General features: G+C 73.4%; 24 protein-coding genes and 2 pseudogenes. 7 read left to right on the forward strand and 19 right to left on the reverse strand.

Features of this window, described 5'->3' with window-relative positions; all coding sequences use genetic code 11:
* The first annotated feature begins 12 nt into the window (after window positions 1-12).
* From ACWDCZ_RS20240 to ACWDCZ_RS20265, 6 genes are all read left to right on the forward strand, one after another.
* Window positions 13-942: an aminoglycoside phosphotransferase family protein gene (locus tag ACWDCZ_RS20240; RefSeq protein ID WP_449816576.1), complete on the forward strand. Its 930-nt coding sequence runs from the start codon at window positions 13-15 to the stop codon at window positions 940-942.
* Between the two features lie 142 nt (window positions 943-1,084).
* Entirely contained in the window at window positions 1,085-1,441 is a 357-nt protein-coding gene (locus tag ACWDCZ_RS20245) for a DUF6204 family protein (RefSeq protein WP_375875509.1), read from the forward strand.
* A gap of 79 nt (window positions 1,442-1,520) precedes the next feature.
* Window positions 1,521-2,060: a MarR family winged helix-turn-helix transcriptional regulator gene (locus ACWDCZ_RS20250; protein WP_375875508.1), complete on the forward strand. Its 540-nt coding sequence runs from the start codon at window positions 1,521-1,523 to the stop codon at window positions 2,058-2,060.
* A gap of 177 nt (window positions 2,061-2,237) precedes the next feature.
* Window positions 2,238-2,924 carry a class I SAM-dependent methyltransferase gene (locus ACWDCZ_RS20255; RefSeq protein WP_449816577.1) on the forward strand — a complete coding sequence of 229 codons (687 nt, stop codon included), beginning with the start codon at window positions 2,238-2,240 and terminating at the stop codon, window positions 2,922-2,924.
* Entirely contained in the window at window positions 2,921-3,247 is a 327-nt protein-coding gene (locus tag ACWDCZ_RS20260) for a sulfurtransferase TusA family protein (protein ID WP_449816578.1), read from the forward strand. Before ACWDCZ_RS20255 ends, ACWDCZ_RS20260 begins: the two co-directional genes overlap by 4 nt.
* Window positions 3,248-3,420: 173 nt before the next feature.
* A complete protein-coding gene (locus ACWDCZ_RS20265) occupies window positions 3,421-3,870 on the forward strand; it encodes a hypothetical protein (protein WP_049654244.1) in 450 nt (149 codons plus the stop codon).
* 79 nt (window positions 3,871-3,949) lie between these two features.
* Here the strand turns inward: ACWDCZ_RS20265 and ACWDCZ_RS20270 are convergent, their stop codons facing one another.
* The 6 genes and pseudogenes from ACWDCZ_RS20270 to def form a co-directional block, all read right to left on the reverse strand.
* The gene (locus ACWDCZ_RS20270; protein WP_449816582.1) at window positions 3,950-4,693 is read right to left on the reverse strand and encodes a MerR family transcriptional regulator; all 744 of its coding nucleotides are present in this window, start codon (window positions 4,691-4,693) and stop codon (window positions 3,950-3,952) included.
* 216 nt (window positions 4,694-4,909) lie between these two features.
* Window positions 4,910-5,068 (reverse strand): annotated as a pseudogene (locus ACWDCZ_RS20275) (MerR family DNA-binding transcriptional regulator); the annotation flags it as partial.
* A gap of 66 nt (window positions 5,069-5,134) precedes the next feature.
* A complete protein-coding gene (locus tag ACWDCZ_RS20280) occupies window positions 5,135-5,290 on the reverse strand; it encodes a hypothetical protein (protein ID WP_449816579.1) in 156 nt (51 codons plus the stop codon).
* 432 nt (window positions 5,291-5,722) lie between these two features.
* Window positions 5,723-7,156, reverse strand: a complete 1,434-nt coding sequence (locus tag ACWDCZ_RS20285) for an RsmB/NOP family class I SAM-dependent RNA methyltransferase (RefSeq protein WP_074002398.1) — start codon at window positions 7,154-7,156, stop codon at window positions 5,723-5,725.
* Between the two features lie 135 nt (window positions 7,157-7,291).
* A complete protein-coding gene (fmt, locus tag ACWDCZ_RS20290; RefSeq protein ID WP_449816580.1) occupies window positions 7,292-8,230 on the reverse strand; it encodes a methionyl-tRNA formyltransferase in 939 nt (312 codons plus the stop codon).
* A 78-nt stretch (window positions 8,231-8,308) separates the two neighbouring features.
* A complete protein-coding gene (gene def / locus ACWDCZ_RS20295; protein WP_074002396.1) occupies window positions 8,309-8,854 on the reverse strand; it encodes a peptide deformylase in 546 nt (181 codons plus the stop codon).
* A 311-nt stretch (window positions 8,855-9,165) separates the two neighbouring features.
* On the opposite strand from def, the pseudogene ACWDCZ_RS20300 reads away from it, so the two are divergent.
* Window positions 9,166-9,633, forward strand: a pseudogene (locus ACWDCZ_RS20300) (hypothetical protein); the annotation flags it as partial.
* Window positions 9,634-10,063: 430 nt separating this feature from the next.
* Here ACWDCZ_RS20300 and ACWDCZ_RS20305 read toward each other — a convergent pair.
* The 13 genes from ACWDCZ_RS20305 to ACWDCZ_RS20365 all read right to left on the reverse strand — a co-directional run bounded on the left by ACWDCZ_RS20305 (window position 10,064) and on the right by ACWDCZ_RS20365 (window position 26,101).
* Entirely contained in the window at window positions 10,064-12,148 is a 2,085-nt protein-coding gene (locus tag ACWDCZ_RS20305) for a primosomal protein N' (RefSeq protein ID WP_449816581.1), read from the reverse strand.
* Between the two features lie 140 nt (window positions 12,149-12,288).
* The gene (gene metK / locus ACWDCZ_RS20310; protein ID WP_049651366.1) at window positions 12,289-13,512 is read right to left on the reverse strand and encodes a methionine adenosyltransferase; all 1,224 of its coding nucleotides are present in this window, start codon (window positions 13,510-13,512) and stop codon (window positions 12,289-12,291) included.
* A 152-nt stretch (window positions 13,513-13,664) separates the two neighbouring features.
* On the reverse strand, window positions 13,665-14,894 hold the full coding sequence (gene coaBC / locus ACWDCZ_RS20315; RefSeq protein ID WP_049651365.1) for a bifunctional phosphopantothenoylcysteine decarboxylase/phosphopantothenate--cysteine ligase CoaBC: 1,230 nt from the start codon (window positions 14,892-14,894) through the stop codon (window positions 13,665-13,667).
* Window positions 14,895-15,082: 188 nt separating this feature from the next.
* Window positions 15,083-15,349: a DNA-directed RNA polymerase subunit omega gene (gene rpoZ, locus ACWDCZ_RS20320; protein ID WP_030056185.1), complete on the reverse strand. Its 267-nt coding sequence runs from the start codon at window positions 15,347-15,349 to the stop codon at window positions 15,083-15,085.
* A 37-nt stretch (window positions 15,350-15,386) separates the two neighbouring features.
* Window positions 15,387-15,944: a guanylate kinase gene (gene gmk, locus ACWDCZ_RS20325; protein ID WP_049651364.1), complete on the reverse strand. Its 558-nt coding sequence runs from the start codon at window positions 15,942-15,944 to the stop codon at window positions 15,387-15,389.
* A 49-nt stretch (window positions 15,945-15,993) separates the two neighbouring features.
* Window positions 15,994-16,320, reverse strand: coding sequence for an integration host factor, actinobacterial type (mihF, locus tag ACWDCZ_RS20330; protein WP_030056187.1), 327 nt, complete (start codon window positions 16,318-16,320; stop codon window positions 15,994-15,996).
* Window positions 16,321-16,727: 407 nt separating this feature from the next.
* Complete coding sequence (pyrF, locus tag ACWDCZ_RS20335) at window positions 16,728-17,558, reverse strand: orotidine-5'-phosphate decarboxylase (RefSeq protein WP_049651363.1); 831 nt, start codon at window positions 17,556-17,558, stop codon at window positions 16,728-16,730.
* Window positions 17,559-17,602: 44 nt separating this feature from the next.
* On the reverse strand, window positions 17,603-18,706 hold the full coding sequence (locus tag ACWDCZ_RS20340) for a quinone-dependent dihydroorotate dehydrogenase (protein WP_117487142.1): 1,104 nt from the start codon (window positions 18,704-18,706) through the stop codon (window positions 17,603-17,605).
* 89 nt (window positions 18,707-18,795) lie between these two features.
* Window positions 18,796-22,104, reverse strand: coding sequence for a carbamoyl-phosphate synthase large subunit (carB, locus tag ACWDCZ_RS20345; RefSeq protein WP_117487143.1), 3,309 nt, complete (start codon window positions 22,102-22,104; stop codon window positions 18,796-18,798).
* Entirely contained in the window at window positions 22,097-23,254 is a 1,158-nt protein-coding gene (gene carA / locus ACWDCZ_RS20350; RefSeq protein ID WP_049651360.1) for a glutamine-hydrolyzing carbamoyl-phosphate synthase small subunit, read from the reverse strand. The genes carB and carA overlap by 8 nt, the downstream gene beginning before the upstream one ends.
* On the reverse strand, window positions 23,251-23,814 hold the full coding sequence (locus ACWDCZ_RS20355; protein ID WP_049651359.1) for a PH-like domain-containing protein: 564 nt from the start codon (window positions 23,812-23,814) through the stop codon (window positions 23,251-23,253). Before ACWDCZ_RS20355 ends, carA begins: the two co-directional genes overlap by 4 nt.
* On the reverse strand, window positions 23,814-25,115 hold the full coding sequence (locus tag ACWDCZ_RS20360; protein WP_049651358.1) for a dihydroorotase: 1,302 nt from the start codon (window positions 25,113-25,115) through the stop codon (window positions 23,814-23,816). Before ACWDCZ_RS20360 ends, ACWDCZ_RS20355 begins: the two co-directional genes overlap by 1 nt.
* A complete protein-coding gene (locus ACWDCZ_RS20365; RefSeq protein ID WP_049651357.1) occupies window positions 25,112-26,101 on the reverse strand; it encodes an aspartate carbamoyltransferase catalytic subunit in 990 nt (329 codons plus the stop codon). Before ACWDCZ_RS20365 ends, ACWDCZ_RS20360 begins: the two co-directional genes overlap by 4 nt.
* Between the last annotated feature and the right edge of the window lie 3 nt (window positions 26,102-26,104).

Below are 26,104 nucleotides of genomic sequence, written 5' to 3' on the forward strand. Positions count from 1 at the left end.
GAAAGGAAGCAGATGATCAGCATCCCCGGCGGGCTCGCCCGCACCACCATCGACCGTGAGGGAGCCCCCGGCGCGGCCTGGATCGCCGAACTCCCCGGCCTCGCCGCCGAGCTGCTGGAACGCTGGGGCTGCGTGCCGGACGGCGCCGCCACCCACGGCGGGGTCGGCCTGATCCTCCCGGTCCGGCAGGCGGCCGAGCGCGTGGCCGTACTGAAGGTCTCGTTCCCCCACCCCGGCAACGTGCACGAGCCGGACGCCTTCGCGGTGTGGGCGGGCCGGGGCGCCGTCCGGCTCTACGAACGGGACGACGAGCGCTTCGCGATGCTGCTCGAACGGGCGAGCCCGACCACGCTCGCGGAGGCCCGGGACACCGACGAGGTGCCGACGGTCGCCGGGCGGCTCAGCCGGCGGCTCGCCGTCCCGGCGCCCCCGGGCCTGCCCCGGCTGAGCGAGCAGGCCGCGGAATGGGAGGCCGCCCTGCGCGCCGACGCGGCCTCCCTCTCCCACCCCCTGCCGGCCCGCACGGTCGGCGCCGCCCTCGCGACCGTCCGCGAACTCGCCCGCACCCAGCCGGACGTGCTCGTCCACGGGGACCTCCACCCCCGCAACATCCTGCGGGCGGAGCGCGAACCCTGGCTGGCCGTGGACCCCAAGGGCTACGTGGGAGACCGCGCCTACGACGGCGGCACCCTGCTCAAGGTCCACGCCCTGACGCTGCTCGACGCGCAGGACCGGCAGCGCGCACTCCTCCGCGCGCTCGACGTCTTCGCCGAGGCCGCCGAGCTGGACCGCGAACGCCTCCGCCGCTGGACCCAACTCCACGCCGTCCAGGCCGCCTTCCACGGTCGGCGGCACGGCTTCCGGCTCGCCCGAGGAGGCCCCGGGCTCGACCGGCTCACCCGGTACGCGGACGAGCTCGCCGAAGTACTCACCCCCGCCTGACCGGCGCCCACCACCACCGGCAACCACCCGACGACCGCCTACGGGCGCCCAAGGAGGCCCGCGACCACCGACCGTCACCGAGAAGCGCCCGGCCCAGGAATCACGTTGGCGGTCGGCGGCCCGCACTGCCTATGGTCGGGGGATGACCACTCGAACCTTCCGCATCATGGTGCGCGGCGTCTTCGACGGCCTCACCGCCGACCAGCGTGCCGAACTGCTCGCCGCCGCCCCCGAGCACGACGTGCTGCGCGCCGCCTTCACCCGCGAGGGCCACCTCAGCTACGACGTCTCCGCCCGGGCCGCCTTCACCTTCCGCTTCCTCGACGAGGGCGAGGCCGAGGAGGACATCCTGGAGGCCACCGAGCGGGCCGAGCAGTCGGCGCGGGACTGGCTCATCGAACGCGGCTACGGCTACAAGAACCTCCGCTCCCAGGCCGAGGACCTCTCCCAGGCCCCGCTCGGCAAGCGTCAGCGCCGCGCCGCCAACACCGCGCACTGACCCACCCCTCCCCTCCCCCCTCCGCCACCTCCTTGACGGCTCGCCCTGGCGCTATACTTGAGCAGTCAAGGAGGTGGCAATGACAGAGCGTCCAGACCATCAGCGTTCAGACCAGCAGCAGCCGGACCAGGTGGACCGGGCCGCGACCGCACCGGCCGCAACGAGCCCGAGCCCCGATCCCCTGGACACCGCCCTGCGGCTGGTCCGCGCCCAGACCGCCGTGGTCAAGCGCTTCGACGCGGGCCTCAGCCGCCTGCACGGCGTCAGCCTGGCCGACTTCACCATGCTGCTCCACCTCTCCCAGGCCCCCGGCGGCCGGATGCGCCGGGTCGACCTCGCCGAGGCCCTCGGGCTCACCGCCTCCGGCGTGACCCGCGGCCTCGCACCGCTGGAGCGGATCGGCCTGGTCGCCCGCGAGGCCGCCGCCCGCGACGCCCGGGTCACCTACGCCGCCCTCACCCCGACCGGCCGCGAGCGGCTCGCCGAGATGCTGTACACCGCCCGCAAGGTCGCCGCCGAGCACTTCGCGGCGGAGCAGTGGAGCGCCGAGGACCTCGGCCGGCTGTCCACCCTGCTCACCCGCCTCGGCGGCACCGCCCCGGGCCGGCACCTCGGCTGATCCGCCCGCCTCACCGCCCCCGCGCACGCCCTTCCGCACCCCGCCACACCCTCCGCCCGAGCCCACGTCCTAGGCTGGCCCCGCACCACAGGGCACCCCCCGTGCCATCCGCAACAACCGGCACTACCCGCACCACCCGCACCACCCGCACCACCCCACCCCGCGAAGGGCCGCACCATGACCGACACCCCCGACACCGGGCCCGGCCCGGAGCGCGCCCTCGCGGACGCCCAACGCGCGCACTGGCAGCAGACCTACACCGCCAACCCGGGGATGTACGGCGAGCGGCCCTCCGCCCCCGCCGAGTACGCCGCCGGAGTGTTCGCCGCCGCCGGGGCCCGGGAGGTGCTGGAACTCGGCGCCGGTCACGGACGCGACGCGCTGCACTTCGCCCGGGCGGGTTTCCGCGTGCTGGCCGCCGACTTCAGCCCGACCGGCCTGGAGCAGCTGCGCGCCACCGCGGCGGACCAGGGCCTGGCCGACCGGCTCTCGGTCCTCACCCACGACGTCCGCGACCCGCTGTCCCTCCCCGACGCCTCCGTCGACGCGGTCTTCGCCCACATGCTGCTCTGCATGGCGCTCTCCACCGGGGAGATCGAGGCGCTCGTCGCCGAGGTCCGCCGGGTCCTGCGCCCGGGCGGCACCCTCGTCCACACCGTCCGCCACACCGGCGACGCCCACTACGGCGCCGGCACCGGCCACGGGGACGACATCTGGGAGCACGGCGGCTTCGCCGTCCACTTCTTCCCCCGCGAGCTGGTGGACAGGCTCGCCGAAGGCTGGCACCTGACCGACGTCCACCCCTTCGAGGAGGGCGAACTGCCCCGCCGCCTCTGGCACATCACCCAGGAGACGCCCCGATGACCGCCCCCGAAACCGCCGCCCCCGACGCCCCGAACGCCCCCGACCTCACCATCGACGGCACCGGCCTGCTCTGCGTCCAGCTCCTGCTCCGGCTGCGCGCCCGGATCGCGCACCTCCCCGCCGGCGCGGTGGTCCACATCCACACCACCGACCCCGCCGCCCCGCTCGACCTCCCCGCCTGGTGCCACCTGACCGGCCACGAGTACCTCGGCCAGGTCCCGTACGAGGCCACCGACCGCGAGGTGTACGCGCTGCGCCTCACCTCCGCCCCGGTCCAGACGCGCCCCGACCGCCCCTGGCACCCGGCCCCCGCCGCCGACTGACCGGCTGACCGACCCGCCCCGCAGGGCGCACCCGGAGCGGGCCACGGCTGCCGCACGCTCCAGGAAGCCTGGCAACGGGCCCGAGGACGGCTCGCGGCCGAGGCCCCCGCAGCGACCGGTGTGCCACCATGATGAGGTACGAACGATCCAGCGCCACAGGGAGGTTGACCGCCGTGGACCCGATCATCAGCTGCCGCTGGCAGGACCCGAGCGGCGAGTGGGCCCTGACCGTCGGCCACAACGGCGACGCCTGGGAACTGCTCGCCTCGGCCCCCTCCTCGTCGGAGTCGATCCCCTTCGCGAACCCGGACGAGGTCCGCCGGCTCGCCCAGGCCCTGCTGGACCTGCCCGCCGAACCCGAGCCGTACGAGTTCGAGTGGCAGCTCTCCCGCAGCGGGCCGGCCCCCGCCCCGGGCGGGCCGCAGCCCCACTTCGCGACCTTCGCCGTCGGCCTCGACCCCACCGACGACCACCGCCCGTACCTCGCCTACCAGTCCTACTACGACCTGGGCCGGGCCACCGGACTCGGCCTGGAGGTGATCTGCGAGGACCCGCCGGTCGACCACCTCCGCGCCCAGGCCCACGCCTTCCTCACCACCTTCTCCGGCCCCACCCGCCGGTAGCCGTACAGACCCACCACCCCACGGCCCCACCGCCCCACCACCTCGCCACCTCGCCGCCCCACCGCCGAGCAGCCCCGACTCACGCCACCGCGCGCACCGCCCAGTCCACCTCGGCCGCCCAACTCTCCGGCGCGGCCCAACCGTTGACCACCGCCAGCAGCTCCAGGTACCGCTCCCGCCGCGGATCGGCCATCGCCCCCAGCCGCTCCGCCAACCGGTCGCGCACCGCCCCGGCATCCCCCGGCACCGCCCCCGCGCAGCACCGCCCGTACCGCTCCGCCAGCACCGCGACGACCGCCGCCGCCTCCGCCGACCCGGGCTCCACCCCGGCCGCGACCGCCGGCCCGGCCAACTCCCGCACCGCCACCGCCAGTCCGGGCCTCGGCAGCCCCGTTCCGGCCGCCTCCGCGGCCTCCGCCTCGGCGAGCCCGCGCAGCAGCGCCCGGAACCCGGCGTCCCCCGCCAGCTGCGCCAACTCCACCCAGGCCTCGATCTGTTCGACCGACGGCTCCCCCGGCAACTCCGGCGTCAACGAGCGCGCCACCGCGGCCAACCGCCCGCCGCCCCCGACCCCGCCGTCTTCGATCCCGCCGTCTTCGATCCCGCCGAACACCCCCGTCAGGAACTCCCCGATCAGGCGTCCCCGTTCATCCTCCGTGAGCCGGGCCAACCGGTGCACGAGCGTCAACTCCTCAGGTGTGGAACCGAGCCGGGCCACCGCCCCGAGCACCGCCCGCCGCAGCCGCAGCACCCGGATCTGGAGGTCGATCGCCTCCGCCTGCGCGGCGGCGACGTCGGCCGGCGTCAGTTCACGCTCCACCACCCGTCGGATCGCGGGTAGTCCGAGCCCGAGTTCCCGCAGGGTGTGGATTAGGTCCTCTCTTTCGGACCACGTCGGATCAGCGCGCGGCGTCGGAGTGCGTGCATCGCAAGGCGGAGGAGGGAGTCCATGCGGAGCATCGGCGACCGACGACAACGCGGCGAGGTGCGTGCTCCGGCGTCGTGCACCCGGCGTGGTCCGAAAGAGAGGGCCTGCTTCGAGGCGTGCGACGGCCTCGGGGCCGTACCGCCGGTGGCCGGCCGGGTTGCGGTCGGCCGGCGACACGATCCCCTGGTCCGAGTAGAAGCGGACGGTCTTGACCGTCAGCCCCGTGCGCCGGGCCAGCTCACCGATCGTCCAGAGCGCGTCGCCGTTCATGGCCACCACCCTGCTACCTCCCCCTACGGGAGATGCAAGCCGCCCACGGCCGCGGCCGCCCCCGCCTCACCCACGGGGCCCGCGCCGACGCCCCTCCTCCCGCCCGGAGCCCCGCGGTGTCCGCCAGGCGGCGAACAGGATGCCCGCCGCACCGATGACCGCCTGGAGCGCCCCCGTACCGGCCAGCAGGCAGATCAGGGTGCACACCGCCAGGATCGACATCAGGGCGATCAGATCGAGCGCGCGGCCGTCCGTCCCGGCACCACCGTCACCCCGTGAACCGGCAGGCTCCCTCGTCGAATGTCGAATCTCCGATGACACTGCCGCCTCCCACGGCCGGGGAGGGCAGCGCCGAGGATCCGACTCCACACAACGAAACAGCCGCATCGCGCCGCATGTCTTGTGGGGTTGCTTCCCCGGCTTCCGCCGCTCGACGCGACGAAGCCTGCCCCCCAAAGATCATGCAGCCGAGCGGCTACACAGCAGCCATGGAAGCCGACATCCGACGCCGCGTCAACCCCGCCCGGACAGGCGGCGGTTCACCTGCCGGAGCCGCCCGGCCGGCCTCCCCGCCGAAGCGACGACCCCCGCCGAGGTGACGACCCCGGCCGGGGAAGCGACCCCGACCGGGGAGGCGGCATCGGCACCCCGCCGTCAGGCGGTACGCCGCAGCAGCGCCAGGTACATCGCGTCCGTCCCGTGCAGGTGCGGCCACAGCTGCACGTCCGGCCCGTCGCCGAGCGCCGGGACGCCGGGCAGCAGCGGGCGCGCGTCGATCCACTCGACCCGGCCGCCCTCGGCCCGCAGCACGTCGTCCACGACCGCCCGGGTCTCCGCGAGGTGCGGCGAGCAGGTCGCGTAGCCGACCACGCCGCCGACCCGGGTGGCCTCGATGGCCGAACGCAGCAGGTCCCGCTGGAGCGGGCCGAAGGCCGCGATGTCCGCCGGCCGGCGCCGCCAGCGCGCCTCCGGGCGGCGGCGCAGCGCGCCGAGGCCGGAGCACGGCACGTCGACCAGCACCCGGTCGAAGCCTTCGGACCGCCAGGCCGGGCGCGTCCCGTCGGCCGCGATCACGGTGTACGGGCCGGGGTTGCCCGCCAGCGCCCGTGCCACCAGCCGGGCCCGGTGCGGCTGCTTCTCGCTCGCGACCAGCGCCGCGCCCCGCTCGGCGGCCAGCGCGCCGAGCAGCGCGGCCTTGCCGCCGGGGCCCGCGCAGCCGTCCAGCCAGAGCCGGTCCGGCCCGTCCAGCGGCGCCGCGGCCAGTGCCAGCGCGACCAGCTGGCTGCCCTCGTCCTGCACGCCCGCCCGGTTCTCCTGCACGGCCGCGACGGCGCCCGGGTCGCCGCCCTCGGCGAGCCGCAGGGCGAACGGGGACCAGCGGCCCGGTTCGGCCTCGGGGAGCGCGTCGGCCAGCTCGTCGACGGTGGCCCGGCCGGGGCGGGCGACCAGGGTGACCTCGGGCCGCTCGTTGTCGGCCCGCAGCAGCTCCTCCATCGCGGCGCGCCCGGAGGCGTCCGGCTGCCAGCGGCCGAGCGAGTCCCAGAGCGCGGAGACCACCCAGCGCGGGTGCGAGTGCACGACCGCCAGGTGGTCCTCGGCGTCCTTGTCGTACGGCGGGGCGACCTTCTCGATCCAGGCGTCCAGGTCGTGGGCGCTGATCCGGCGCAGCACGGCGTTGACGAACTTGGCCTTGCCGTCGCCGAGCACCACCCGGGCCAGCTCGACGGTCGCCGAGACGGCCGCGTGGCTGGGGATGCGGGTGGTGAGCAGCTGGTGGGCGCCGAGCGAGAGCACGTCCAGCACCGGCGGGTCGACCTTGCCGAGCGGCCGGTCGATGCAGGCGGCGATGACCGCGTCGTAGGTGCCCTGCAGGCGCAGGGTGCCGTAGACCAGCTCGGTGGCGAGGGCGGCGTCGCGCCGGTCCATGCCCTTCTGCTCGGCCTCGCGGAGCAGCGAGGGCAGGATCAGGTTGGCGTACGCGTCGCGCTCGTCGACGGCACGCAGCGCGCGGAACGCGACGATCCGGGCCGGGTCCTTCTTCGGGCGGCGGTGCGGGCGGGGGGCGCGCTTGGCGCTGGGGGTGGTCACAGGTGCCTCAAGGTGCTGCGGTGGTTATCAACGAACGGTGGTTAGCAACGAACTCGGACGACAACGCAATCGGACGACAACGAAGTCGAACGAACACGGACGATCTCAAACGAACAGTAGCGCCAAACCGGAGCGTCAGCCCCCGAAGCGCTCCCCCGCCTCCAGGCGCGCGCCCCGGGCCCAGTCGGCGGCCCGCATCTCCTTCTTCCCCTGCGGACGCACCTCCCCGAGCTCGATGTCGTGGCTGCCGGTCCCGACCCGGACGCTGTTCTTGCCCGCCATCGCGACCTCTCCCGGCGCCAGCTCGGTGGAGTCCGGCAGCAGCCTGACCGGCCCGGTGACCTTCAGCCGCTCACCCCGGAACTCCGTCCAGGCCCCCGGCGCCGGCGCGCAGCCGCGCACCACCCGGTCGATCCGCAGCGCGGGGTGGCTCCAGTCGATCCGCGCGTCCTCGACGCTGATCTTCGGCGCGAGCGTGACGCCCTCGGCCGGCTGCGGCACGGCGTGCAGGGAGCCGTCCTCGATGCCGTCCATGGTGGCCGCGAGCAGCCGCGCACCGGAGAGGGAGAGCCGGGTGAGCAGCTCGCCGCTGGTGTCGGTCGAGCGGATCTCCTCGGTGATCACGCCGTAGACCGGGCCGGAGTCCAGGCCCTGCTCGATCAGGAAGGTGGACGCGCCGGTGACCTCGTCGCCGGCCAGCACCGCGTGCTGGACCGGGGCCGCGCCGCGCCAGGCGGGCAGCAGCGAGAAGTGCAGGTTGACCCAGCCGTGCTTGGGGATCTCCAGGGTGCCGGGGCGCAGCAGCGCGCCGTAGGCGACCACCGGGCAGCAGTCGGGGGCGAGTTCGGTGAGCCGGGCGACGAAGTCCGGGTCGCTGGGCTTCGCCGGCTTGAGGACCTCGATCCCGGCCTCCTCGGCGCGCTGGGCGACGGGGCTGGCGACCAGCTTGCGCCCGCGCCCGGCCGGGGCGTCGGGGCGGGTGACCACGGCGACGACCTCGTGCCGGTCCGAGGCGAGCAGGGCGTCCAGGGCGGGAACGGCGACCTCGGGGGTGCCGGCGAAGACGAGACGCATCAAGTGCCTTTCTGCAAACGGAAGTTCAAGAAACCAACGAAGACCGACAACGACCGGGGCCGCCGGAACCGACGGAACTCAGCGGGCGGAACCGAAGGTGCTGTGCGGCGAGACCTTGACCACCGGGGCCGGCCCGGCGCCCCAGTCCGCCTCCCGGATCGCCTTCAGCGCGGCCTTGCGCTGCTCGCGGTCCAGCCGGTCGATGAAGATGATGCCGTCCAGGTGGTCGGTCTCGTGCTGGATGCACCGGGCGAGCAACTGCGTGCCCTCCACCGTCACCGGATCGCCGTACATGTTGAAGCCCTTGGCCACCACGCCGTACGCGCGCGTGGTGTCGTAGCGCAGGCCCGGCAGCGACAGGCAGCCCTCGGGGCCGTCCTGCTCCTCCTCGCTCAGCGACAGGTCCGGGTTGATCAGGTGCCCGGTGACGCCGTCCACGTGGTACGTGAACACCCGCAGCGAGACGCCGAGTTGCGGCGCGGCGAGGCCGGCGCCGGGGGCGTCCAGCATGGTGTCGGTGAGGTCGCCGACCAGCTTGCGCAGTTCCTTGTCGAAGGTGGTCACCGGCTGGGCGGTGGACCGCAGGACGGGGTCTCCGAAGAGACGGATCGGCTGGATCGCCACGGGGTACGGGCTCCTGTCCGTAGGGGCGCGGGCTGCGGTCGGCGGCTGGTTCACCCGCCAGTCTATGCAACCCGCGCGGCCGCCCGCCGAGGGCTTCCCCGGAGCCCTGACCGGCACCGCCTCAGGGCCCGAATCGGCGCCGGATAGGCGCCGGATAGGCGCCGGATCGCCGCCCGGCACGCCCCGACTGTGCCGAGCCGCGTTACCCCGGCCCCCGCTTCGGCGTTGGTCAAGAGAGATTGACCGGGGCCGGGCGCACGGGACACCGCGTCCCGGCCGAGCTGAACCGTACGGAAGGTGGCACGTAGGCCATGGCCGAGCAGATCAACCACGACGCCCGGGCGCGGGCGAGCCTGCACCTGCTGGTGCGGGACATCGAGCGGGTGAGGCGGCAGGTCGACGCGCTGCGGACGCTCACCGCTCAACTGGGCAACGTCTACCGTCCGCGCCGACCGAGCACCTCGGCCGGCTTCGTGGTGTACGGGCGGGCGCCGGCGCCGACCGTGCGCCTGGCACAGGAGCTGCGGGAGAGCGTGGAGACCCTGGTGGCGGCGGCGGTCGAGTTCGACCGGGCGCTGGGGTTCTCCTGGGACTCGGTGGGCTCCGCCCTCGGGGTCACCAAGCAGGCGGTGCACCGGCGCTACGGGATGCGCCGGCCGACCAGCGAACTCCTCGCCGCGAGCGGCGCCGTCCCGGGCCAGGCCCGTCCGGACCGCTCCGAGGAGCTGCCCACGGGCACCGAGCGCACCGGACTGGCCACGACCGTCCCGGCGGCCCGCCAGGGCGGCCTGGACGGTCGCGCCCTGGAGCGCGCCACGATCGACCGCACCGGCATCGACCGCACGCCGATGGACCGCACCACGATCGACCGCACGCCCATCGACCGAACCGGCATCGACCGCGCCGGCATCGACCGGGGCGCGCTGGACCGGGGCCCGCTGGACCGCCCCGGCATCGACCGCACCACGATCGACCGCACCCCCGTCGACCGCGCCACGACCGACCGCAGCACCCCCGTCGACCGCCCCCAGGCGGACCGACCCGGCATCCCGCTGCGCGGCTGACCGAGCCACGCACCCGGGCCGTCCGGGGCGGGGTGGCCCACTCACCCCGCCCCGCCGGGCCGCCGGTCCCCAAGCCCCCGGACGCGACGCACCCACCCGCGAGCCCCCGAAGCCCCCGAACCCCGCCCCTCAACCGATGTCCGTCTCAGCCGATGTCCGTCGGATCCACCCGCACCCGCACCGGCTCCGCCGTCCGCAGCGCGATCCGCGCGATCTGCGCCGCCTTGAGCGCCGCCGCCAGCGCGGCCCCCTGCCCGGGCGGCACCCGCAGCAGCGCCCGCTCCTGCTCCTCCCCCCGCAGCGCCGGCGAGGGCACCGGCCCGAGCACGTCCGCCTCCTCCGGCAGCCGGATCAGGTTCAGCAGGTCCGCGACCGCCGAGGGGCTGCCGCTCACCGAGGCCATCCGGGACACCGGCGGGAAGTGCAGCTGCGCCCGTTCGTCCCGCTCCAGCCCGGCGTGCCCCAGCGGATCCCACCGGACCAGTGCCTGCACCGGGCGGGCCGAGGGCTCGGCGACCACGACCACCGTCCCGCCCTCCGTCGAGGGCCGCGCCAGCGCGGCCGCCGTGAGCCAGAGCCGCAGCGTCTCCTCCCCCGCCCGCAGGTCCGGCCGGCCGAGCAGCGCCCAGCCGTCCAGCAGCAGTACGGCCCCGTACCCGCCGCCGCCCTCGACCACCGGTTCCGCGCCGGGCGTGGAGATCACCAGGGAGGGTTCGTCCGGCACGGTGGCCAGCACCGCATCCCGGCCCGAGGTCCGCACCGGGATGCGCGGGAACGCCTTGCCCAGCTCCTCCGCCGTCCGCCGGGCCCCGACCACCTGGGCCCGCAGCCGGAAGGACCCGCACTCGGGGCAGTGCCAGTCGTTCTCCGGCTCCCCGCACCAGCCGCAGCACAGCGTGGCGTCCGCCGAGGGCGCCTCCAGCGGCCCCTCGCAGCGCCGGCAGCGGGCGGGGGTCCGGCAGCGCCCGCAGGCCAGCCGGGGCACGTAGCCGCGCCGGGGCACCTGGATGAGCACCGGGTGCCCGGCGGCCAGCGACTCCCGGGCGGCCTCCCAGGCCACCGAGGGCAGCCGGGCGGCCTGGGCGGCGGCGTCCCGGTGCTGGTCCTGGTCGGTGACGGTCCGCACCCGGGGCGCGGCCTGCCGCACCGTCTCGCGGTCCGCGACCAGCGGGCGCGCCCAGCCGGTGCTGACCAGCTGCGCGCCCTCCACCGTCACCGCGTGCCCGCCGAGCAGCACCGCGGCGCCCTCGTCGGCGGCCCGCAGCAGCGCCACCTCGCGCACGTGCGGGTGCGGGGCGCGCGGGTCGCTGTGGCTGCCGTCGCCGTCCGACCAGACGACGACCAGCCCGAGGTCCCGGACCGGCGCGAACATGGTGGCCCTGGTCCCGATCACGGCGCGCACCGAGCCCCGGCTCACCGCGAGCCAGCGCTTGTACCGCTCGCGCGGGCCGAGGTCGGCCTCCAGCGCCACGTGCGCCCCGGGGCCGAGCAGTTCGGTCAGCGCCTGGTCGACCCGGGCCACCGAGCGCCCCTCCGGGAGCACGACCAGCGCCCCGCGCCCGCCGGCCAGGGTCGCGGCCACGGCGCGCGCGATCTCGTACGGCCAGCCGGGCCCGGGCAGCGCCGCCCAGACCGCGCGCGGCGAGCCGCCGGCGGTGAGCGAGGCGAGGAAGTCGGGCCCGGCGGGGTAGCGCTGCCAGCCTCCGGGGGCCGGGGCGGCCGGGCGCGGCAGCGGCGGCGGCGAGGGTTCGGCCTCGGCCTTGGCGTGCCGGGGCGGGACGGCCAGCTGGAGCACGTCGGCCAGCGTCCCGGCGTACCGGTCGGCGACGGTCCGGCACAGCCGCAGCAGCTGCGGGGTGAGCACCGGCTCGGGCGAGAGCACCTGGGCCAGCGGGGCGAGCGGGCCGGCGAAGTCGCTCTTCTCCAGCCGGGCGACGATGAACCCGTCGTGCAGTTCCCCGCCCTCGCGCTGGCCCTTCACCACCCGCGCCCCGAACCGCACCCGCACCCGCACCCCGGGCTGGGCCTCCTCGGCCATGGCGGCCGGCACCGCGTAGTCGAAGAACTTGTCGATGGTGAGCACGCCCTTGTCCACCACGACCCGGGCCACCGGCAGGTGCTCGGCCCGCTTGGCCCCGTGCCAGGTGCGCGGCTTGGCCCGCTTGACCGTCTCCCGGATGAACGCCAGCTGCTCCGGCTCGGCGGCCCCGTTCTCCCCTGTGCTGCTCATCGCCACCAAGTACTACCAGGTCACACCGACAATGCACGAAGCGGCGCCCACCCCCGAACGGGGACGGGCGCCGCTTCCGGGCGCTACGGGCCGAGCGTCAGAACGCTACGGGCCGACGCTCGGGCGCCGGGCTCAGGACGTCAGTCCTGGACGGCGGCCTTCAGCTGCTCCACGCGGTCGGTGCGCTCCCAGGTGAAGTCCGGCAGCTCACGGCCGAAGTGGCCGTACGCGGCGGTCTGGGAGTAGATCGGGCGCAGCAGGTCCAGGTCGCGGATGATCGCGGCCGGGCGGAGGTCGAAGACCTCGGAGACGGCCTTCTGGATCGCGAGGACCGGCACCGACTCGGTGCCGAAGGTCTCCACGAACAGGCCGACCGGCTCGGCCTTGCCGATCGCGTACGCGACCTGCACCTCGGCGCGGCGGGCGAGGCCGGCGGCGACGATGTTCTTCGCCACCCAGCGCATCGCGTACGCGGCCGAGCGGTCCACCTTGGACGGGTCCTTGCCGGAGAAGGCGCCGCCGCCGTGGCGGGCCATGCCGCCGTAGGTGTCGATGATGATCTTGCGGCCGGTGAGGCCGGCGTCGCCCATCGGGCCGCCGATCTCGAAGCGGCCGGTCGGGTTGACCAGCAGGCGGTAGCCCTCGGTGGTCAGCTTGATGCCCTGCTCGGCCAGCGCCTTCAGCTCCGGCTCGACGACGAACTCGCGGATGTCCGGGGTGAGCAGCGACTCCAGGTCGATGTCACTGGCGTGCTGGGTGGAGACGACCACGGTGTCGAGGCGGACGGCCTTGTCGCCGTCGTACTCGATGGTGACCTGGGTCTTGCCGTCGGGGCGCAGGTAGGGGATGGTCCCGTTCTTGCGCACCTCGGTCAGGCGGCGGGAGAGGCGGTGCGCCAGGGTGATCGGCAGCGGCATGAGCTCGGGCGTCTCGTCGGACGCGTAGCCGAACATCAGGCCCTGGTCACCGGCGCCCTGCTTGTCCAGGTCGTCAGCGCCGTCCCCCTGGGTGGAACCCTCGACCCGTGCCTCGTACGCGGTGTCGACGCCCTGCGCGATGTCGGGCGACTGGGCACCGATGGACACCGACACGCCGCAGGAGGCGCCGTCGAAGCCCTTCTTGGAGCTGTCGTAGCCGATCTCCAGGATCTTGTCCCGGACGAGCTGGGCGATCGGCGCGTACGCCTTGGTGGTCACCTCGCCGGCCACGTGCACCTGGCCGGTGGTGATGAGCGTCTCCACGGCGACCCGGGACGTCGGGTCCTCCCGCAGGAGAGCGTCAAGGATGGTGTCGCTGATCTGGTCAGCGATCTTGTCGGGGTGTCCCTCGGTCACGGACTCCGAGGTGAACAGGCGGCGAGACACAGCGCTCCCTGGGGTTGCAGCGGCTGCTGACTGAAGTTCCCCGGCTCGTACCGGGGAACTCCGGAAAGACTTGATTCCTGGAGTCTAACGGTCTGGTTCCGCCGAACGTCACCCGCTTCAGGATTTCTCGACCGCCGCGCGAGCGAATCCGATCAGTTGCCGCCTGTTTCCAGCCGCTTTGCGACCAGGTCCCAGACCACGTCCGCGAGCGCCTCCTTCGGGCCGACCGGAACGGCCGTCTCGCTGCCGTCCGAGCCCAGCACCACGGCCTCGTTGACGTCCGTGCCGAAGGCCTTGCCGTTGCCCACCTCGTTCACGACCAGCAGGTCACAGCCCTTGCGCGCGAGCTTGGCGCGGCCGTTGGCGAGCACGTCGTCCGTCTCCGCCGCGAAACCCACCACCAGTTGGCCCGAACGGGCCCGGTGGGCCGAGAGCTCGGCCAGGATGTCCGGATTGCGGACCAGCGCGACCGCGGCCGGTTCGACCCCCTCGACCTTCTTGATCTTGCCGGTGGCGTACTCGGCGGGCCGGAAGTCCGCCACCGCCGCGGCCATCACCACGGCGTCCGCGTCCTTGACCGCCTCCAGCGCCGCCTCGCGCAGCTCCAGCGCGGTCGAGACGTGCACCACGTCCACCCCGGCCGGGTCCGGCAGCTCGGCGTTGGCCGAGAGCAGCGTCACCCGGGCCCCGCGCGCCGCGGCCGTCACGGCGAGCGCGTAGCCCTGCTTGCCGGAGGAGCGGTTGCCCAGGTAGCGCACCGGGTCCAGCGGCTCCCGGGTGCCGCCGGCCGAGACCACCACGTGCCGGCCGGCCAGGTCGGTCGGCACCGGCCCGCCGCGGCGCAGCACGGCCTTGCACGCCTCGAAGATCGCGGAGGGCTCGGGCAGCCGGCCCTTGCCGGTGTCCTTGCCGGTCAGCCGCCCGACGGCCGGCTCCAGCACGATCACGCCCCGGCGGCGCAGCGTGGCGACGTTGTCCCGGGTAGCCGGGTGCTCCCACATCTCGGTGTGCATGGCGGGCGCCAGCACCACCGGGCAGCGGGCGGTGAGCAGGGTGTTGGTCAGCAGGTCGTCGGCGAGGCCGTGGGCGGCCTTGGCGATCAGGTCGGCGGTGGCCGGGGCGACCACGACCAGGTCGGCCTGCTGCCCGATCCGCACGTGCGGCACCTCGTGCACGCGCTCCCAGGTCTCGGTGGCGGCCGGGCGGCCGGACAGCGCGGCCCAGGTCGCCTCGCCGACGAAGTGCAGCGCGGCCGCGGTCGGCACCACGGTGACCTGGTGGCCGGACTCGGTGAAGCGGCGCAGCAGCTCGCACGCCTTGTACGCGGCGATCCCGCCGCTCACGCCGAGGACCACGCGGGGGGCGTCCGCACTCAGAGTCATCTACCGGCCTTTCTCCGCATCGGGCTCCGCATCGGGAACGCGCCCACCCTACGGCCCCCCGGCCCCGCCCCGCACAGCGCCCCGGCCCGACCCCGTACGGCGCTCCGCACCGCGCTCCGGCGCCGGGAACGCCGGAGGGCCCGGCGGAAACGATTCCGCCGGGCCCTCCCGGAAATTCAGCGACCGCCTCAGGCAGCCTCGACCGCCTCGGCGGTCAGCATGCCCGCGTTGATCTCGCGCAGCGCGATCGACAGCGGCTTCTCGTGCACGTGGGTGTCGACCAGCGGGCCGACGTACTCCAGCAGGCCCTCGCCGAGCTGGGAGTAGTAAGCGTTGATCTGGCGCGCGCGCTTGGCGGCGTAGATCACGAGGCTGTACTTGGAGTCGGTGGCCTCGAGCAGCTCGTCGATCGGCGGGTTGATGATGCCCTCGGGCGCGGTCATGGAAGAGGACACGCTAAAACCTTCCGAAAGGGTGGAAAAGACAGACAGGTCAGGCTACACCGAGCAAGGCTAGCAGTTCGGCCGCTACCTGCTCGACCGAGGTGTTGACAAGGGTCGTGTCGAACTCGGGCTCGGCCGCGAGCTCGATCTTGGCCGCCGCCAGCCGCTTCTCGATCACGTCCTGCGACTCGGTGCCCCGGCCGGTCAGCCGGCGGACCAGCTCGTCCCAGCTCGGCGGGGCCAGGAAGACCAGCTGCGCCTCGGGCATCGACTCGCGCACCTGCCGGGCGCCCTGGAGGTCGATCTCCAGCAGCACCGGCTCGCCGCGCTCCAGCTTCTCCTGCACGGCCGCACGCGGGGTCCCGTAACGGTTCCCGGCGAACTCGGCCCACTCCAGCAGCTCGCCGTTGGCGACCAGCTTGTCGAACTCGTCGTTGTCGACGAAGTGGTACTGGACCCCGTTCTTCTCGCCGGGCCTCGGGTGCCGGGTCGTCGCCGACACCGAGAGCCAGACCTCGGGGTGCATCTTCCTCATATGAGCGACGACCGTGCTCTTGCCGACCCCCGAAGGGCCGGAGAGCACGGTCAGCCGCGGACGCTCACTCATGCACCGATTATCCCGGATCGCGGGGGATCCTGGGACCACGGGGGCACGGTCAGGCGGCGCCACCGCCGAACTCCCGCTCCAGGGAAGCGATCTGGTTCGTACCGAGGCCGCGGACACGCCGGCTCTCACTGATGCCGAGGCGCTCCATGATCTGCTTGGCGCGGACCTTGCCGACGCCGGGAAGGGACTCGAGCAGAGCCGAGACCTTCATCTTGCCGATCACGTCGTTGTCGGCCTTGCCGGCCTTGATCACCTCGTGCAGGGAGGCGCCGGAGTGCTTGAGCCGGTTCTTGACCTCGGCGCGCTCCCGGCGAGCCTCGGCGGCCTTGGCGAGCGCGGCGGTGCGCTGTTCAGGGGTAAGGGGCGGAAGGGCCACGCCGTTCACCTCAGGGTGTGGATGGATGGATTGAGCTAGGACTGGTTTCGGTACCGAGGACACCGTCCGCAAGGGGAACCACAAGGCCCTGACCTGCGGGAGCCACGGAAATCGCGGCTCGCCGATGACCTATCGCCGGACACTACCCGGATTGCGGCGCCACGTCAGGAAAAGAACACGAAAAGTCCTGGTCAGCCAAGGCCGACCAGGACTTTCCAGGGCAAAATGACCGCGATTGCGAGACTTTGGCGGGGCCGATGTGACGGCGCTCACGTCAACTCGGCGGCCACCGCGCGGTCCTGCGGACACTCCGCAGGGTCACCACCCCGCTACCTGAAGGACGGGTTCCGCTACCAGGACCCGTCTTGCCGATCACTCCTGATCCGGGCTGACCGGCAGGACGGGCCCTACACGGCCCCCGCGAACTCCCCGACGAAGCGCTCCGCCGCCGCGCGCAGCGCCGGCACCGAGGGGCCGTGCTTGAGCACGTCGCGGCTGACGCTCGGCACCACGTTCATCACCGAGGCGCCGAAGACCCGCGGCAGGTCCGCCATGGTCGCGCCCTGGGCGCCAATCCCGGGGGCCAGCAGCGGGCCGTTGATGGCCAGGTCCACGCCCGCGTCGGCCAGCGTCGCGCCGACCACCGCGCCGAAGGAGCCGAGCGGCGCGGCGCCCTCGTTCTCGGCCGCCAGCTGCCGCAGCACCGAGGCCGCGACCGGCTCGCCGTCCGCGCCCACCGCGCGCTGCACCTCGGCGCCCTCGGGGTTGGAGGTGAGCGCCAGCGCGAACACGCCGCAGCCCTGCTCCCGGGCCAGGTCCAGGGCCGGGCGCAGCGAGCCGAAGCCCAGGTACGGGCTGACCGTCACCGCGTCCGAGAACAGCGGGCTGCCCGGCGACAGGAAGGCCTCGGCGTACGCGGCCATGGTGGAGCCGATGTCGCCGCGCTTGGCGTCCATCAGGACCAGCGCGCCGGCCGCCCGGGCCTCCTCGACGGTGCGCTCCAGCACCGCGACGCCCTTGCTGCCGAAGCGCTCGAAGAAGGCGGCCTGCGGCTTCAGCACGGCCACCCGGTCGGCCAGCGCCTCGACCACGGTGCGGCTGAAGGACTCCAGCCCGGCGAGGTCGTCGCCGAGCCCCCAGGCGGCGAGCAGGGAGGCGTGCGGGTCGATGCCGACGCAGAGCTGGCCGCGGGTGTCGAGGGCCTGGCGCAGCCGGGCGCCGAACGGGGCGAGGGTCATGTCGTCCTTTCCAGGACCGGTGGGTCCAGAACCGATGGGGGTGTTCACGAGCCGCGGACGGCGCTGCCGACGGCGTCGGCCAGGCTGCGGAAGCCGCCCGCGCGGACCTTGGCGGACAGGCCCTTGTGGATCCGCCGGCACCAGAACGGTCCCTCGTAGATGAAGGCGCTGTAGCCCTGGACCAGGTCGGCGCCGTGGACGATCCGCTGCCAGGCGTCCTCGGCGGTCTCGATGCCGCCGACCGAGACGAGGGTCAGCCGGCCCCCGGTGCGGGCGCGCAGCCGCTGGAGGACCTCCAGGGCGCGGGCCTTGAGCGGGGCGCCGGACAGGCCGCCCATGCCGATCTCCTCGACCCGCGCGGCGTCGGCGCGCAGGCCCTCGCGGCCGATCGTGGTGTTGGTGGCGATGATGCCGTCCAGGCCCAGCTCCAGGGCGAGGTCGGCGACCGCGTCGACGTCCTCGTCGGCCAGGTCGGGGGCGATCTTGACCAGCAGCGGCACGTGGTGCGCTGTGGTGCGGTCGGCGGCCTCGCGGACGGCGGAGAGCAGCGGCCGCAGGTGGTCCACGGCCTGGAGGTTGCGCAGCCCGGGGGTGTTCGGCGAGCTGACGTTGACCACCAGGTAGTCGGCGTACTGGGCGAGCCGCTCGGTGGACTTCACGTAGTCGGCGACGGCGTCGGCCTCCTCGACCACCTTGGTCTTGCCGATGTTGACGCCGAGCACCGGGGTGGAGCTGGTGTGCGGGCGGGCGGCCAGCCGGGCGGCGACCCGGGCCGAGCCCTGGTTGTTGAAGCCCATCCGGTTGATCAGCGCGCGGTCCTCGACCAGGCGGAAGAGCCGGGGCGCCGGGTTGCCGGGCTGGGCCTCGCCGGTGACGGTGCCGATCTCGACGTAGTCGAAGCCGAGCATCGACAGGCCGTCGATGCCGACGCCGTTCTTGTCGAAGCCGGCCGCCAGGCCGAACGGGCCGGGCAGGTCGAGGCCGAGGGCGCGGGTGCGCAGGGCCCGGTCGCGCGGGGCGAGCACCAGCCGCACCAGGGTGCGCAGGCCGGGCACCGAGGAGGCGAGGCGGATCCAGAAGAAGGCGAGGTGGTGGGCCTTCTCGGGGTCCATCCTCTTGAAGAGCAGGTCGAACAGAAGCTTGTACAAGGGTGGTTCAACTCCCGGAGCGGATAACGGGCTTGCTCATGGAAGTGGGGGGCACCCGGCTGGCTCCGGTGCCCCCCACTGCGGTGGTGCTACTTGCGGCCGGCGTTGATCAGCTCGGCGTGCTCCTGGAGCGACATCACCCCGACCTCGTCGCGCAGCAGCGCGTCCATGCCCTGCACGGCCGCGCCCATCGCCTGGACGGTGGTCAGGCAGGGCACCGCGCGGGCCACGGCCGCGGTGCGGATCTCGTAGCCGTCGAGGCGGCCGCCGGTGCCGTACGGCGTGTTGATGATGAGGTCGACCTCACCGTCGTGGATCAGCTGGACGATGGTCCGCTCGCCGTTCGGGCCCTCGCCCTCGCTGTGCTTGCGCACCAGCGTGGACGGGATGCCGCCGCGGTGGAGCACCTCGGCGGTGCCGGCGGTGGCGAGCACCTCGAAGCCGAGGTTGACCAGCGCCCGGGCCGGGAAGACCAGGTTGCGCTTGTCCCGGTTGGCCACCGAGACGAAGACCTTGCCCTTGGTCGGCAGCGCGCCGTACGCGCCGGACTGCGCCTTCGCGTAGGCGGTGCCGAACACCTTGTCGATGCCCATGACCTCACCGGTCGAGCGCATCTCCGGGCCGAGCACGGTGTCCACGCCGCGGCCGTGGATGTCGCGGAAGCGGCTCCACGGCATCACGGCCTCCTTGACCGCGATCGGCGCGTCGGCGGGCAGCGTGCCGCCGTCGCCCTCGGCCGGGAGCAGGCCCTCGGCGCGCAGCTCGGCGATGGTGGCGCCGAGCGAGATCCGGGCGGCGGCCTTGGCCAGCGGCACGGCGGTCGCCTTGGAGGTGAACGGGACGGTCCGGGAGGCGCGCGGGTTGGCCTCCAGCACGTAGAGGATGTCCCCGGCCATGGCGAACTGGATGTTGATCAGGCCGCGGACGCCGACACCGCGCGCGATGGCCTCGGTGGAGGTGCGCAGGCGCTTGATGTCGTAGCCGCCGAGGGTGATCGGGGGCAGCGCGCAGGCGGAGTCGCCGGAGTGGATGCCGGCCTCCTCGATGTGCTCCATGACGCCGCCGAGGTAGAGCTCGGTGCCGTCGTAGAGGGCGTCGACGTCGATCTCCACCGCGTCGTCGAGGAAGCGGTCGATGAGCACCGGGTGCTCGGAGATCAGGCCCGCGTGGCGCTCCAGGTAGGAGGCGAGCGAGGCCTCGTCGTAGACGATCTCCATGCCGCGGCCGCCGAGCACGTAGGACGGGCGGGCGAGCACGGGGTAGCCGATCTCGTCGGCGATCGCCTTGGCCTCCTCGAAGGAGAAGGCGGTGCCGTGCTTGGGGGCCGGCAGGCCGGCGTCGCGCAGGACGCGGCCGAAGGCGCCGCGCTCCTCGGCGAGGTCGATCGCCTCGGGCTGGGTGCCGGCGATCGGCACGCCGTTGTCCTTGAGCGCCTGGGCCAGGCCGAGCGGGGTCTGGCCGCCGAGCTGGACGATCACGCCGGCGAGCGGGCCGGCCTGCTGCTCGGCGTGGACGATCTCCAGCACGTCCTCCAGGGTGAGCGGCTCGAAGTAGAGCCGGTCGGAGGTGTCGTAGTCGGTGGAGACGGTCTCCGGGTTGCAGTTGACCATGACGGTCTCGTACCCGGCGTCGGCGAGCGCGAAGGAGGCGTGCACGCAGGAGTAGTCGAACTCGATGCCCTGGCCGATGCGGTTCGGGCCGGAGCCCAGGATGATCACGGCGGGCTTGGTGCGCGGGGCGACCTCGTTCTCCTCGTCGTAGGACGAGTAGAAGTACGGGGTCTTGGCGGCGAACTCGGCGGCGCAGGTGTCGACGGTCTTGAACACCGGGCGGATGCCGAGGGCGTGGCGCACCTCGCGGACGACGTCCGGCTTCAGGCCGCGGATCTCGCCGATCTGCTGGTCGGAGAAGCCGTGCCGCTTGGCGTGGCGCAGCAGCTCGGGGGTGAGCTCCTCGGCCTCGGCCAGCTCGCCGGCGATCTCGTCCAGCAGGAAGAGCTGGTCGACGAACCACGGGTCGATCTTCGTGTACTCGAAGACCTCCTCCGGGGTGGCGCCGGCCCGGATGGCGTCCATCACGGTGTTGATCCGGCCGTCGGTCGGCACGGTGGCCTTGACCAGCAGCTCGGTCTTCTCCCCGAGCGGGCCGGTCCAGTTGAACTGGGAGCCCTTCTTCTCCAGCGAGCGCAGCGCCTTCTGCAGGGCCTCGGGGAAGTTGCGGCCCATGGCCATCGCCTCGCCGACCGACTTCATGGTGGTGGTCAGCGTGGCGTCGGCGCTCGGGAACTTCTCGAACGCGAACCGCGGCACCTTGACGACGACGTAGTCGAGGGTCGGCTCGAAGGAGGCCGGGGTCTGCTCGGTGATGTCGTTGGGGATCTCGTCCAGGGTGTAGCCGACGGCCAGCTTGGCGGCGATCTTGGCGATCGGGAAGCCGGTGGCCTTGGAGGCGAGCGCCGAGGAGCGGGAGACGCGCGGGTTCATCTCGATGACGATGACCCGGCCGTCCTCGGGGTTGACGGCGAACTGGATGTTGCAGCCGCCGGTGTCCACGCCGACCTCGCGGATGACGGCGATGCCGATGTCGCGCAGGATCTGGTACTCGCGGTCGGTGAGCGTCATCGCCGGGGCGACGGTGATCGAGTCACCGGTGTGGACGCCCATCGGGTCGAAGTTCTCGATGGAGCAGACGACCACGACGTTGTCGTTCTTGTCGCGCATCAGCTCCAGCTCGTACTCCTTCCAGCCGAGGATGGACTCCTCCAGGAGCACCTCGGTGGTCGGCGAGAGGGTCAGGCCCTGGCCGGCGATGCGGCGCAGGTCCTCCTCGTTGTGGGCGAAGCCGGAGCCGGCGCCGCCCATGGTGAAGGAGGGGCGGACGACGACCGGGTAGCCGCCGAGCGTGTCGACGCCGGCCAGCACCTCGTCCATGGTGTGGCAGATGACCGAGCGGGCGGACTCGCCGTGGCCGATCTTGGCGTTGACGGCCTCGACGACGCCCTTGAAGAGCTCGCGGTCCTCGCCCTTGTTGATCGCCTCGACGTCGGCGCCGATCAGCTCGACGCCGTACTTCTCCAGCGTGCCCGCCGCGTGCAGCGAGATCGCGGTGTTGAGCGCGGTCTGGCCGCCCAGGGTCGGCAGCAGCGCGTCGGGGCGCTCCTTGGCGATGATCTTCTCGACGAACTCCGGGGTGATCGGCTCGACGTAGGTGGCGTCGGCGATCTCCGGGTCGGTCATGATCGTGGCCGGGTTGGAGTTGACCAGCACGACCCGCAGGCCCTCGGCCTTGAGGACCCGGCAGGCCTGCGTACCCGAGTAGTCGAACTCGGCGGCCTGGCCGATCACGATCGGGCCGGAGCCGATCACCAGGACGGACTTGATGTCAGAGCGCTTAGGCACGCTGGCCCTCCATGAGCTTCACGAAGCGGTCGAACAGGTAGGCGGCGTCGTGCGGACCGGCGGCCGCTTCGGGGTGGTACTGCACGCTGAAGGCGGGGACGTCGAGTGCCTGGAGGCCCTCGACCACGTCGTCGTTGAGGCAGACGTGGGAGACCTCGACCCGCCCGTAGGGGGTGTCGCTCACCTTGTCCAGCGGGGCGTTCACGGCGAAGCCGTGGTTGTGGGCGGTCACCTCGACCGTGCCGGTGGTGCGGTCCTGCACCGGCTGGTTGATGCCGCGGTGGCCGTACTTGAGCTTGTAGGTGCCGAAGCCCAGGGCGCGGCCGAGGATCTGGTTGCCGAAGCAGATCCCGAAGAACGGGGTCTTGCGCTCCAGCACGCCCTGCGCCACGGCGACCTGGTGGTCGGCGGTGGCCGGGTCGCCCGGGCCGTTGGAGAAGAACACGCCGTCCGGGTTGACGGCGTAGAGGTCCTCCAGGGTGGAGTTCGCCGGCAGCACGTGCACCTCGATGCCGCGCTCGGCCATCCGCTGCGGGGTCATCGCCTTGATGCCGAGGTCCAGCGCGGCGACGGTGAACTTCTTCTCACCGATCGCGGGCACCACGTACGCCTCGGTGGTGGCGACCTCGGCGCACAGGTCGGCGCCCTTCATCTCGGGCGACTGCTGCACCCGGGCCAGCAGGGCGGCCTGGTCGGCCAGCGCCTCGCCGGAGAAGATGCCGCAGCGCATCGCGCCGCGCTCGCGCAGGTGGCGGGTCAGCGCGCGGGTGTCGATGCCGCTGATGCCGACGACACCCTGGTCGACCAGTTCCTCGTCGAGCGAGCGGCGGGAGCGCCAGTTGGAGGCGACCCGGGCGGGGTCGCGCACCACGTAGCCGGCGACCCAGATCTGCTTGGACTCGTCGTCCTCGTCGTTCCAGCCGGTGTTGCCGATCTGCGGGGCGGTCATCACGACCACCTGGCGGTGGTACGACGGGTCGGTGAGGGTCTCCTGGTAGCCGGACATGCCGGTGTTGAAGACCGCCTCGCCGAAGGTCTCGCCGATGGCGCCGTAGGCCTGTCCGCGGAACGTCCGGCCGTCCTCCAGGACGAGCACGGCAGGCACTCGTTCCCGCCGTTGGCGCTGCGTGGTGGGGGCAGGTGCGGTCATTGCGCGGCCTCTTCCGTCTTCGTCTTCGTACGTGTTGCGAGTTGGGCGACCGCCTCGACCCAGGCGGCGTGCTCATCGGGGTGGTCGGCCCGGAAACCGGAGTCCAGCTCGGCGCCCTCGTGCGTCCAGGTGACGACGAGCAGCCCGGAGGGGACGACCTTGCCGGCGATCCCGGAGTCCGTACGGGCACCGGTCAGGTGCTCGGCCGGGATCCAGAAGTCGACGTCGCCCGGGCGCTGCACCAGCAGGCCGTCCTCGCCGAGGGTGAGGTCGGCGCGGCTGCGGGTGCCCAGGCCGTGGGCGACGACCCGGTCCAGCCAGTTCCCGGCGGTGGTCGTGCCGTGGTACCGGCCGCTGGTCTCCAGGATGGTGCGCCCGGCGCGGGCCGGCACGGCCGGCAGCGGCGGGATCCCGGACTGCAGGGTGCGCCGCCAGTTCCAGCCCTGGCGCATCAGCCAGTAGACGAGGCCGATCACGATCAGCAGGCCGATGGACCAGCCGATGTACCCGGGCCAGTCGGTGACCTTCGCCTGCTCCTGGGCGAGCGTGGCGCGGTCCATCACGCCTCGCCCCGCTCGGCGAGCTCGCCGGCCAGCACGGTGGCGCGCCCGCGCAGGAAGGTGGCGTGCACCCGTCCGGGCAGGTCCAGGCCCTTGTAGGGGGTGTTGCGGCTGCGGGTGGCGAAGCTGTCCGGGTTCACGGCACCACGGTACGCGGGATCGAACAGCACCAGGTTGGCGGGCTCACCCACCGAGATCGGCCGGCCGTGGCCGGTGAGACGGCCGATCCGGGCCGGGCGGTGCGACATCCGGTCCGCGACGCCCTCCCAGTTCAGCAGGCCGGTGTCGACCATGGTCTGCTGCACGACCGACAGGGCGGTCTCCAGGCCGACCATGCCCATCGCGGCCACGGCCCACTCGCAGTCCTTGTCCTCGGCCGGGTGCGGCGCGTGGTCGGTGGCGACGGCGTCGATGGTGCCGTCGGCCAGCGCCTCGCGCAGTGCCCGGACGTCCTCGGCGGTGCGCAGCGGCGGGTTCACCTTGTACACCGGGTCGTAGGTGCGGACCAGCTCGTCGGTGAGCAGCAGGTGGTGCGGGGTCACCTCGGCGGTGACGTCCCAGCCCTTGGACTTGGCCCAGCGGACGATCTCGACCGAGCCGGCCGTGGAGAGGTGGCAGACGTGCAGCCGGGAGCCGACGTGCGCGGCGAGCAGCACGTCGCGGGCGATGATCGACTCCTCGGCGACGGCCGGCCAGCCACCGAGCCCGAGCTCGCCGGAGACCTGGCCCTCGTTCATCTGGGCGCCCTCGGTGAGCCGCGGCTCCTGGGCGTGCTGGGCGACGACGCCGTCGAAGGCCTTGACGTACTCCAGGGCGCGGCGCATCAGCACCGCGTCGTCCACGCACTTGCCGTCGTCGGAGAAGACCCGGACGTCGGCGGCGGACTCGTGCATCGCGCCGAGCTCGGCGAGCTGCTTGCCCTCCAGGCCGACGGTGACGGCGCCGACCGGCTGCACGTCGCAGTAGCCGGCCTCCTGGCCGAGCCGCCAGACCTGCTCGACCACGCCGGCGGTGTCGGCCACCGGGGTGGTGTTGGCCATCGCGTGCACGGCGGTGAAGCCGCCCATCGCGGCGGCCCGGGTGCCGGTGAGCACGGTCTCGGCGTCCTCGCGGCCGGGCTCGCGCAGGTGGGTGTGCAGGTCGACCAGGCCGGGCAGGGCGATCAGCCCGGTGGCGTCGATCTCGATGTCCGCCTCGACCGTCAGGCCGGTGCCGATCGCCTGGACGACGCCGTCGGCGAGGTGGAGGTCCTGCGGGGCGCCGCCCAGGATCTTGGCGTTGCGAATCAGGTAGCTGGTCACTGGGCGGTCTCCACGGAGTCGGTACGGGGGGTGTCGGTGGGCGCGTCGGCGAAGACGGCGCCGCCGAGCAGCAGGTAGAGGACGGCCATCCGGACGGAGACGCCGTTGGCGACCTGCTCGATCGCGGTGCAGCGCGGCGAGTCGGCGACCTCGGCGGTGATCTCCATGCCGCGGACCATCGGACCGGGGTGCATCACGATCGCGTGGTCCGGCAGCTGGGCCATCCGGCGGCCGTTCATGCCGTAGCGGCGGCTGTACTCGCGCTCGGTCGGGAAGAACGCGGCGTTCATCCGCTCGCGCTGCACCCGCAGCATCATCAGCGAGTCCGTCTTGGGCAGCACGCTGTCCAGGTCGTAGCTGACCTCGCAGGGCCAGTTCTCGATCCCGATCGGCAGCAGGGTCGGCGGGGCGACGAAGGTCACCTGCGCGCCGAGGGTGTTCAGCAGGTGGACGTTGGAGCGGGCGACCCGGCTGTGCAGGACGTCGCCGACGATGGTCACCCGGCGGCCCGCGAGGTCCTGGCCGGCGCCCGGGTTGAGGTGGCGGCGCATGGTGAAGGCGTCGAGCAGCGCCTGGGTGGGGTGCTCGTGGGTGCCGTCACCGGCGTTGATCACACTGCCGTGCAGCCAGTCGGACTGGGCCAGCCGGGCCGGGGCGCCGGAGGCGTGGTGGCGGATGACCACCGCGTCGGCGCCCATCGCCTGGAGGGTCAGCGCGGTGTCCTTGAGGCTCTCGCCCTTGGAGACCGAGGAGCCCTTGGCGGAGAAGTTGATGACGTCGGCCGAGAGCCGCTTCTCGGCGACCTCGAAGGAGGTCTTCGTCCGGGTGGAGTCCTCGAAGAAGAGGTTGACGACGGTGCGGCCGCGCAGCGTGGGCAGCTTCTTGACGGCCCGGCCGGAGAGCTGGGCGAGCTCCTCGGCGGTGTCCAGGATCAGCAGCGCGTCGTCGCGGCTGAGATCGGCGGCGGAGACGAGGTGGCGCTTCACGCG

This window comes from Kitasatospora sp. NPDC001225 (assembly GCF_053597855.1).

What these genes read in the sequence shown, in the direction of transcription:
- ACWDCZ_RS20305 (WP_449816581.1), bottom strand. Translation starts at nt 12,148, where the DNA reads ATGAGCAGCACAGGGGAGAACGGGGCCGCCGAGCCGGAGCAGCTGGCG.
- fmt (WP_449816580.1), bottom strand. Translation starts at nt 8,230, where the DNA reads ATGCGTCTCGTCTTCGCCGGCACCCCCGAGGTCGCCGTTCCCGCCCTG.
- ACWDCZ_RS20280 (WP_449816579.1), bottom strand. Translation starts at nt 5,290, where the DNA reads ATGTCGATCCTGGCGGTGTGCACCCTGATCTGCCTGCTGGCCGGTACG.
- gmk (WP_049651364.1), bottom strand. Translation starts at nt 15,944, where the DNA reads ATGAGTGAGCGTCCGCGGCTGACCGTGCTCTCCGGCCCTTCGGGGGTC.
- carA (WP_049651360.1), bottom strand. Translation starts at nt 23,254, where the DNA reads ATGACCGCACCTGCCCCCACCACGCAGCGCCAACGGCGGGAACGAGTG.
- ACWDCZ_RS20245 (WP_375875509.1), top strand. Translation starts at nt 1,085, where the DNA reads ATGACCACTCGAACCTTCCGCATCATGGTGCGCGGCGTCTTCGACGGC.
- ACWDCZ_RS20240 (WP_449816576.1), top strand. Translation starts at nt 13, where the DNA reads ATGATCAGCATCCCCGGCGGGCTCGCCCGCACCACCATCGACCGTGAG.
- ACWDCZ_RS20355 (WP_049651359.1), bottom strand. Translation starts at nt 23,814, where the DNA reads ATGGACCGCGCCACGCTCGCCCAGGAGCAGGCGAAGGTCACCGACTGG.
- pyrF (WP_049651363.1), bottom strand. Translation starts at nt 17,558, where the DNA reads ATGACCCTCGCCCCGTTCGGCGCCCGGCTGCGCCAGGCCCTCGACACC.
- coaBC (WP_049651365.1), bottom strand. Translation starts at nt 14,894, where the DNA reads ATGACTCTGAGTGCGGACGCCCCCCGCGTGGTCCTCGGCGTGAGCGGC.
- ACWDCZ_RS20250 (WP_375875508.1), top strand. Translation starts at nt 1,521, where the DNA reads ATGACAGAGCGTCCAGACCATCAGCGTTCAGACCAGCAGCAGCCGGAC.
- ACWDCZ_RS20260 (WP_449816578.1), top strand. Translation starts at nt 2,921, where the DNA reads ATGACCGCCCCCGAAACCGCCGCCCCCGACGCCCCGAACGCCCCCGAC.
- ACWDCZ_RS20255 (WP_449816577.1), top strand. Translation starts at nt 2,238, where the DNA reads ATGACCGACACCCCCGACACCGGGCCCGGCCCGGAGCGCGCCCTCGCG.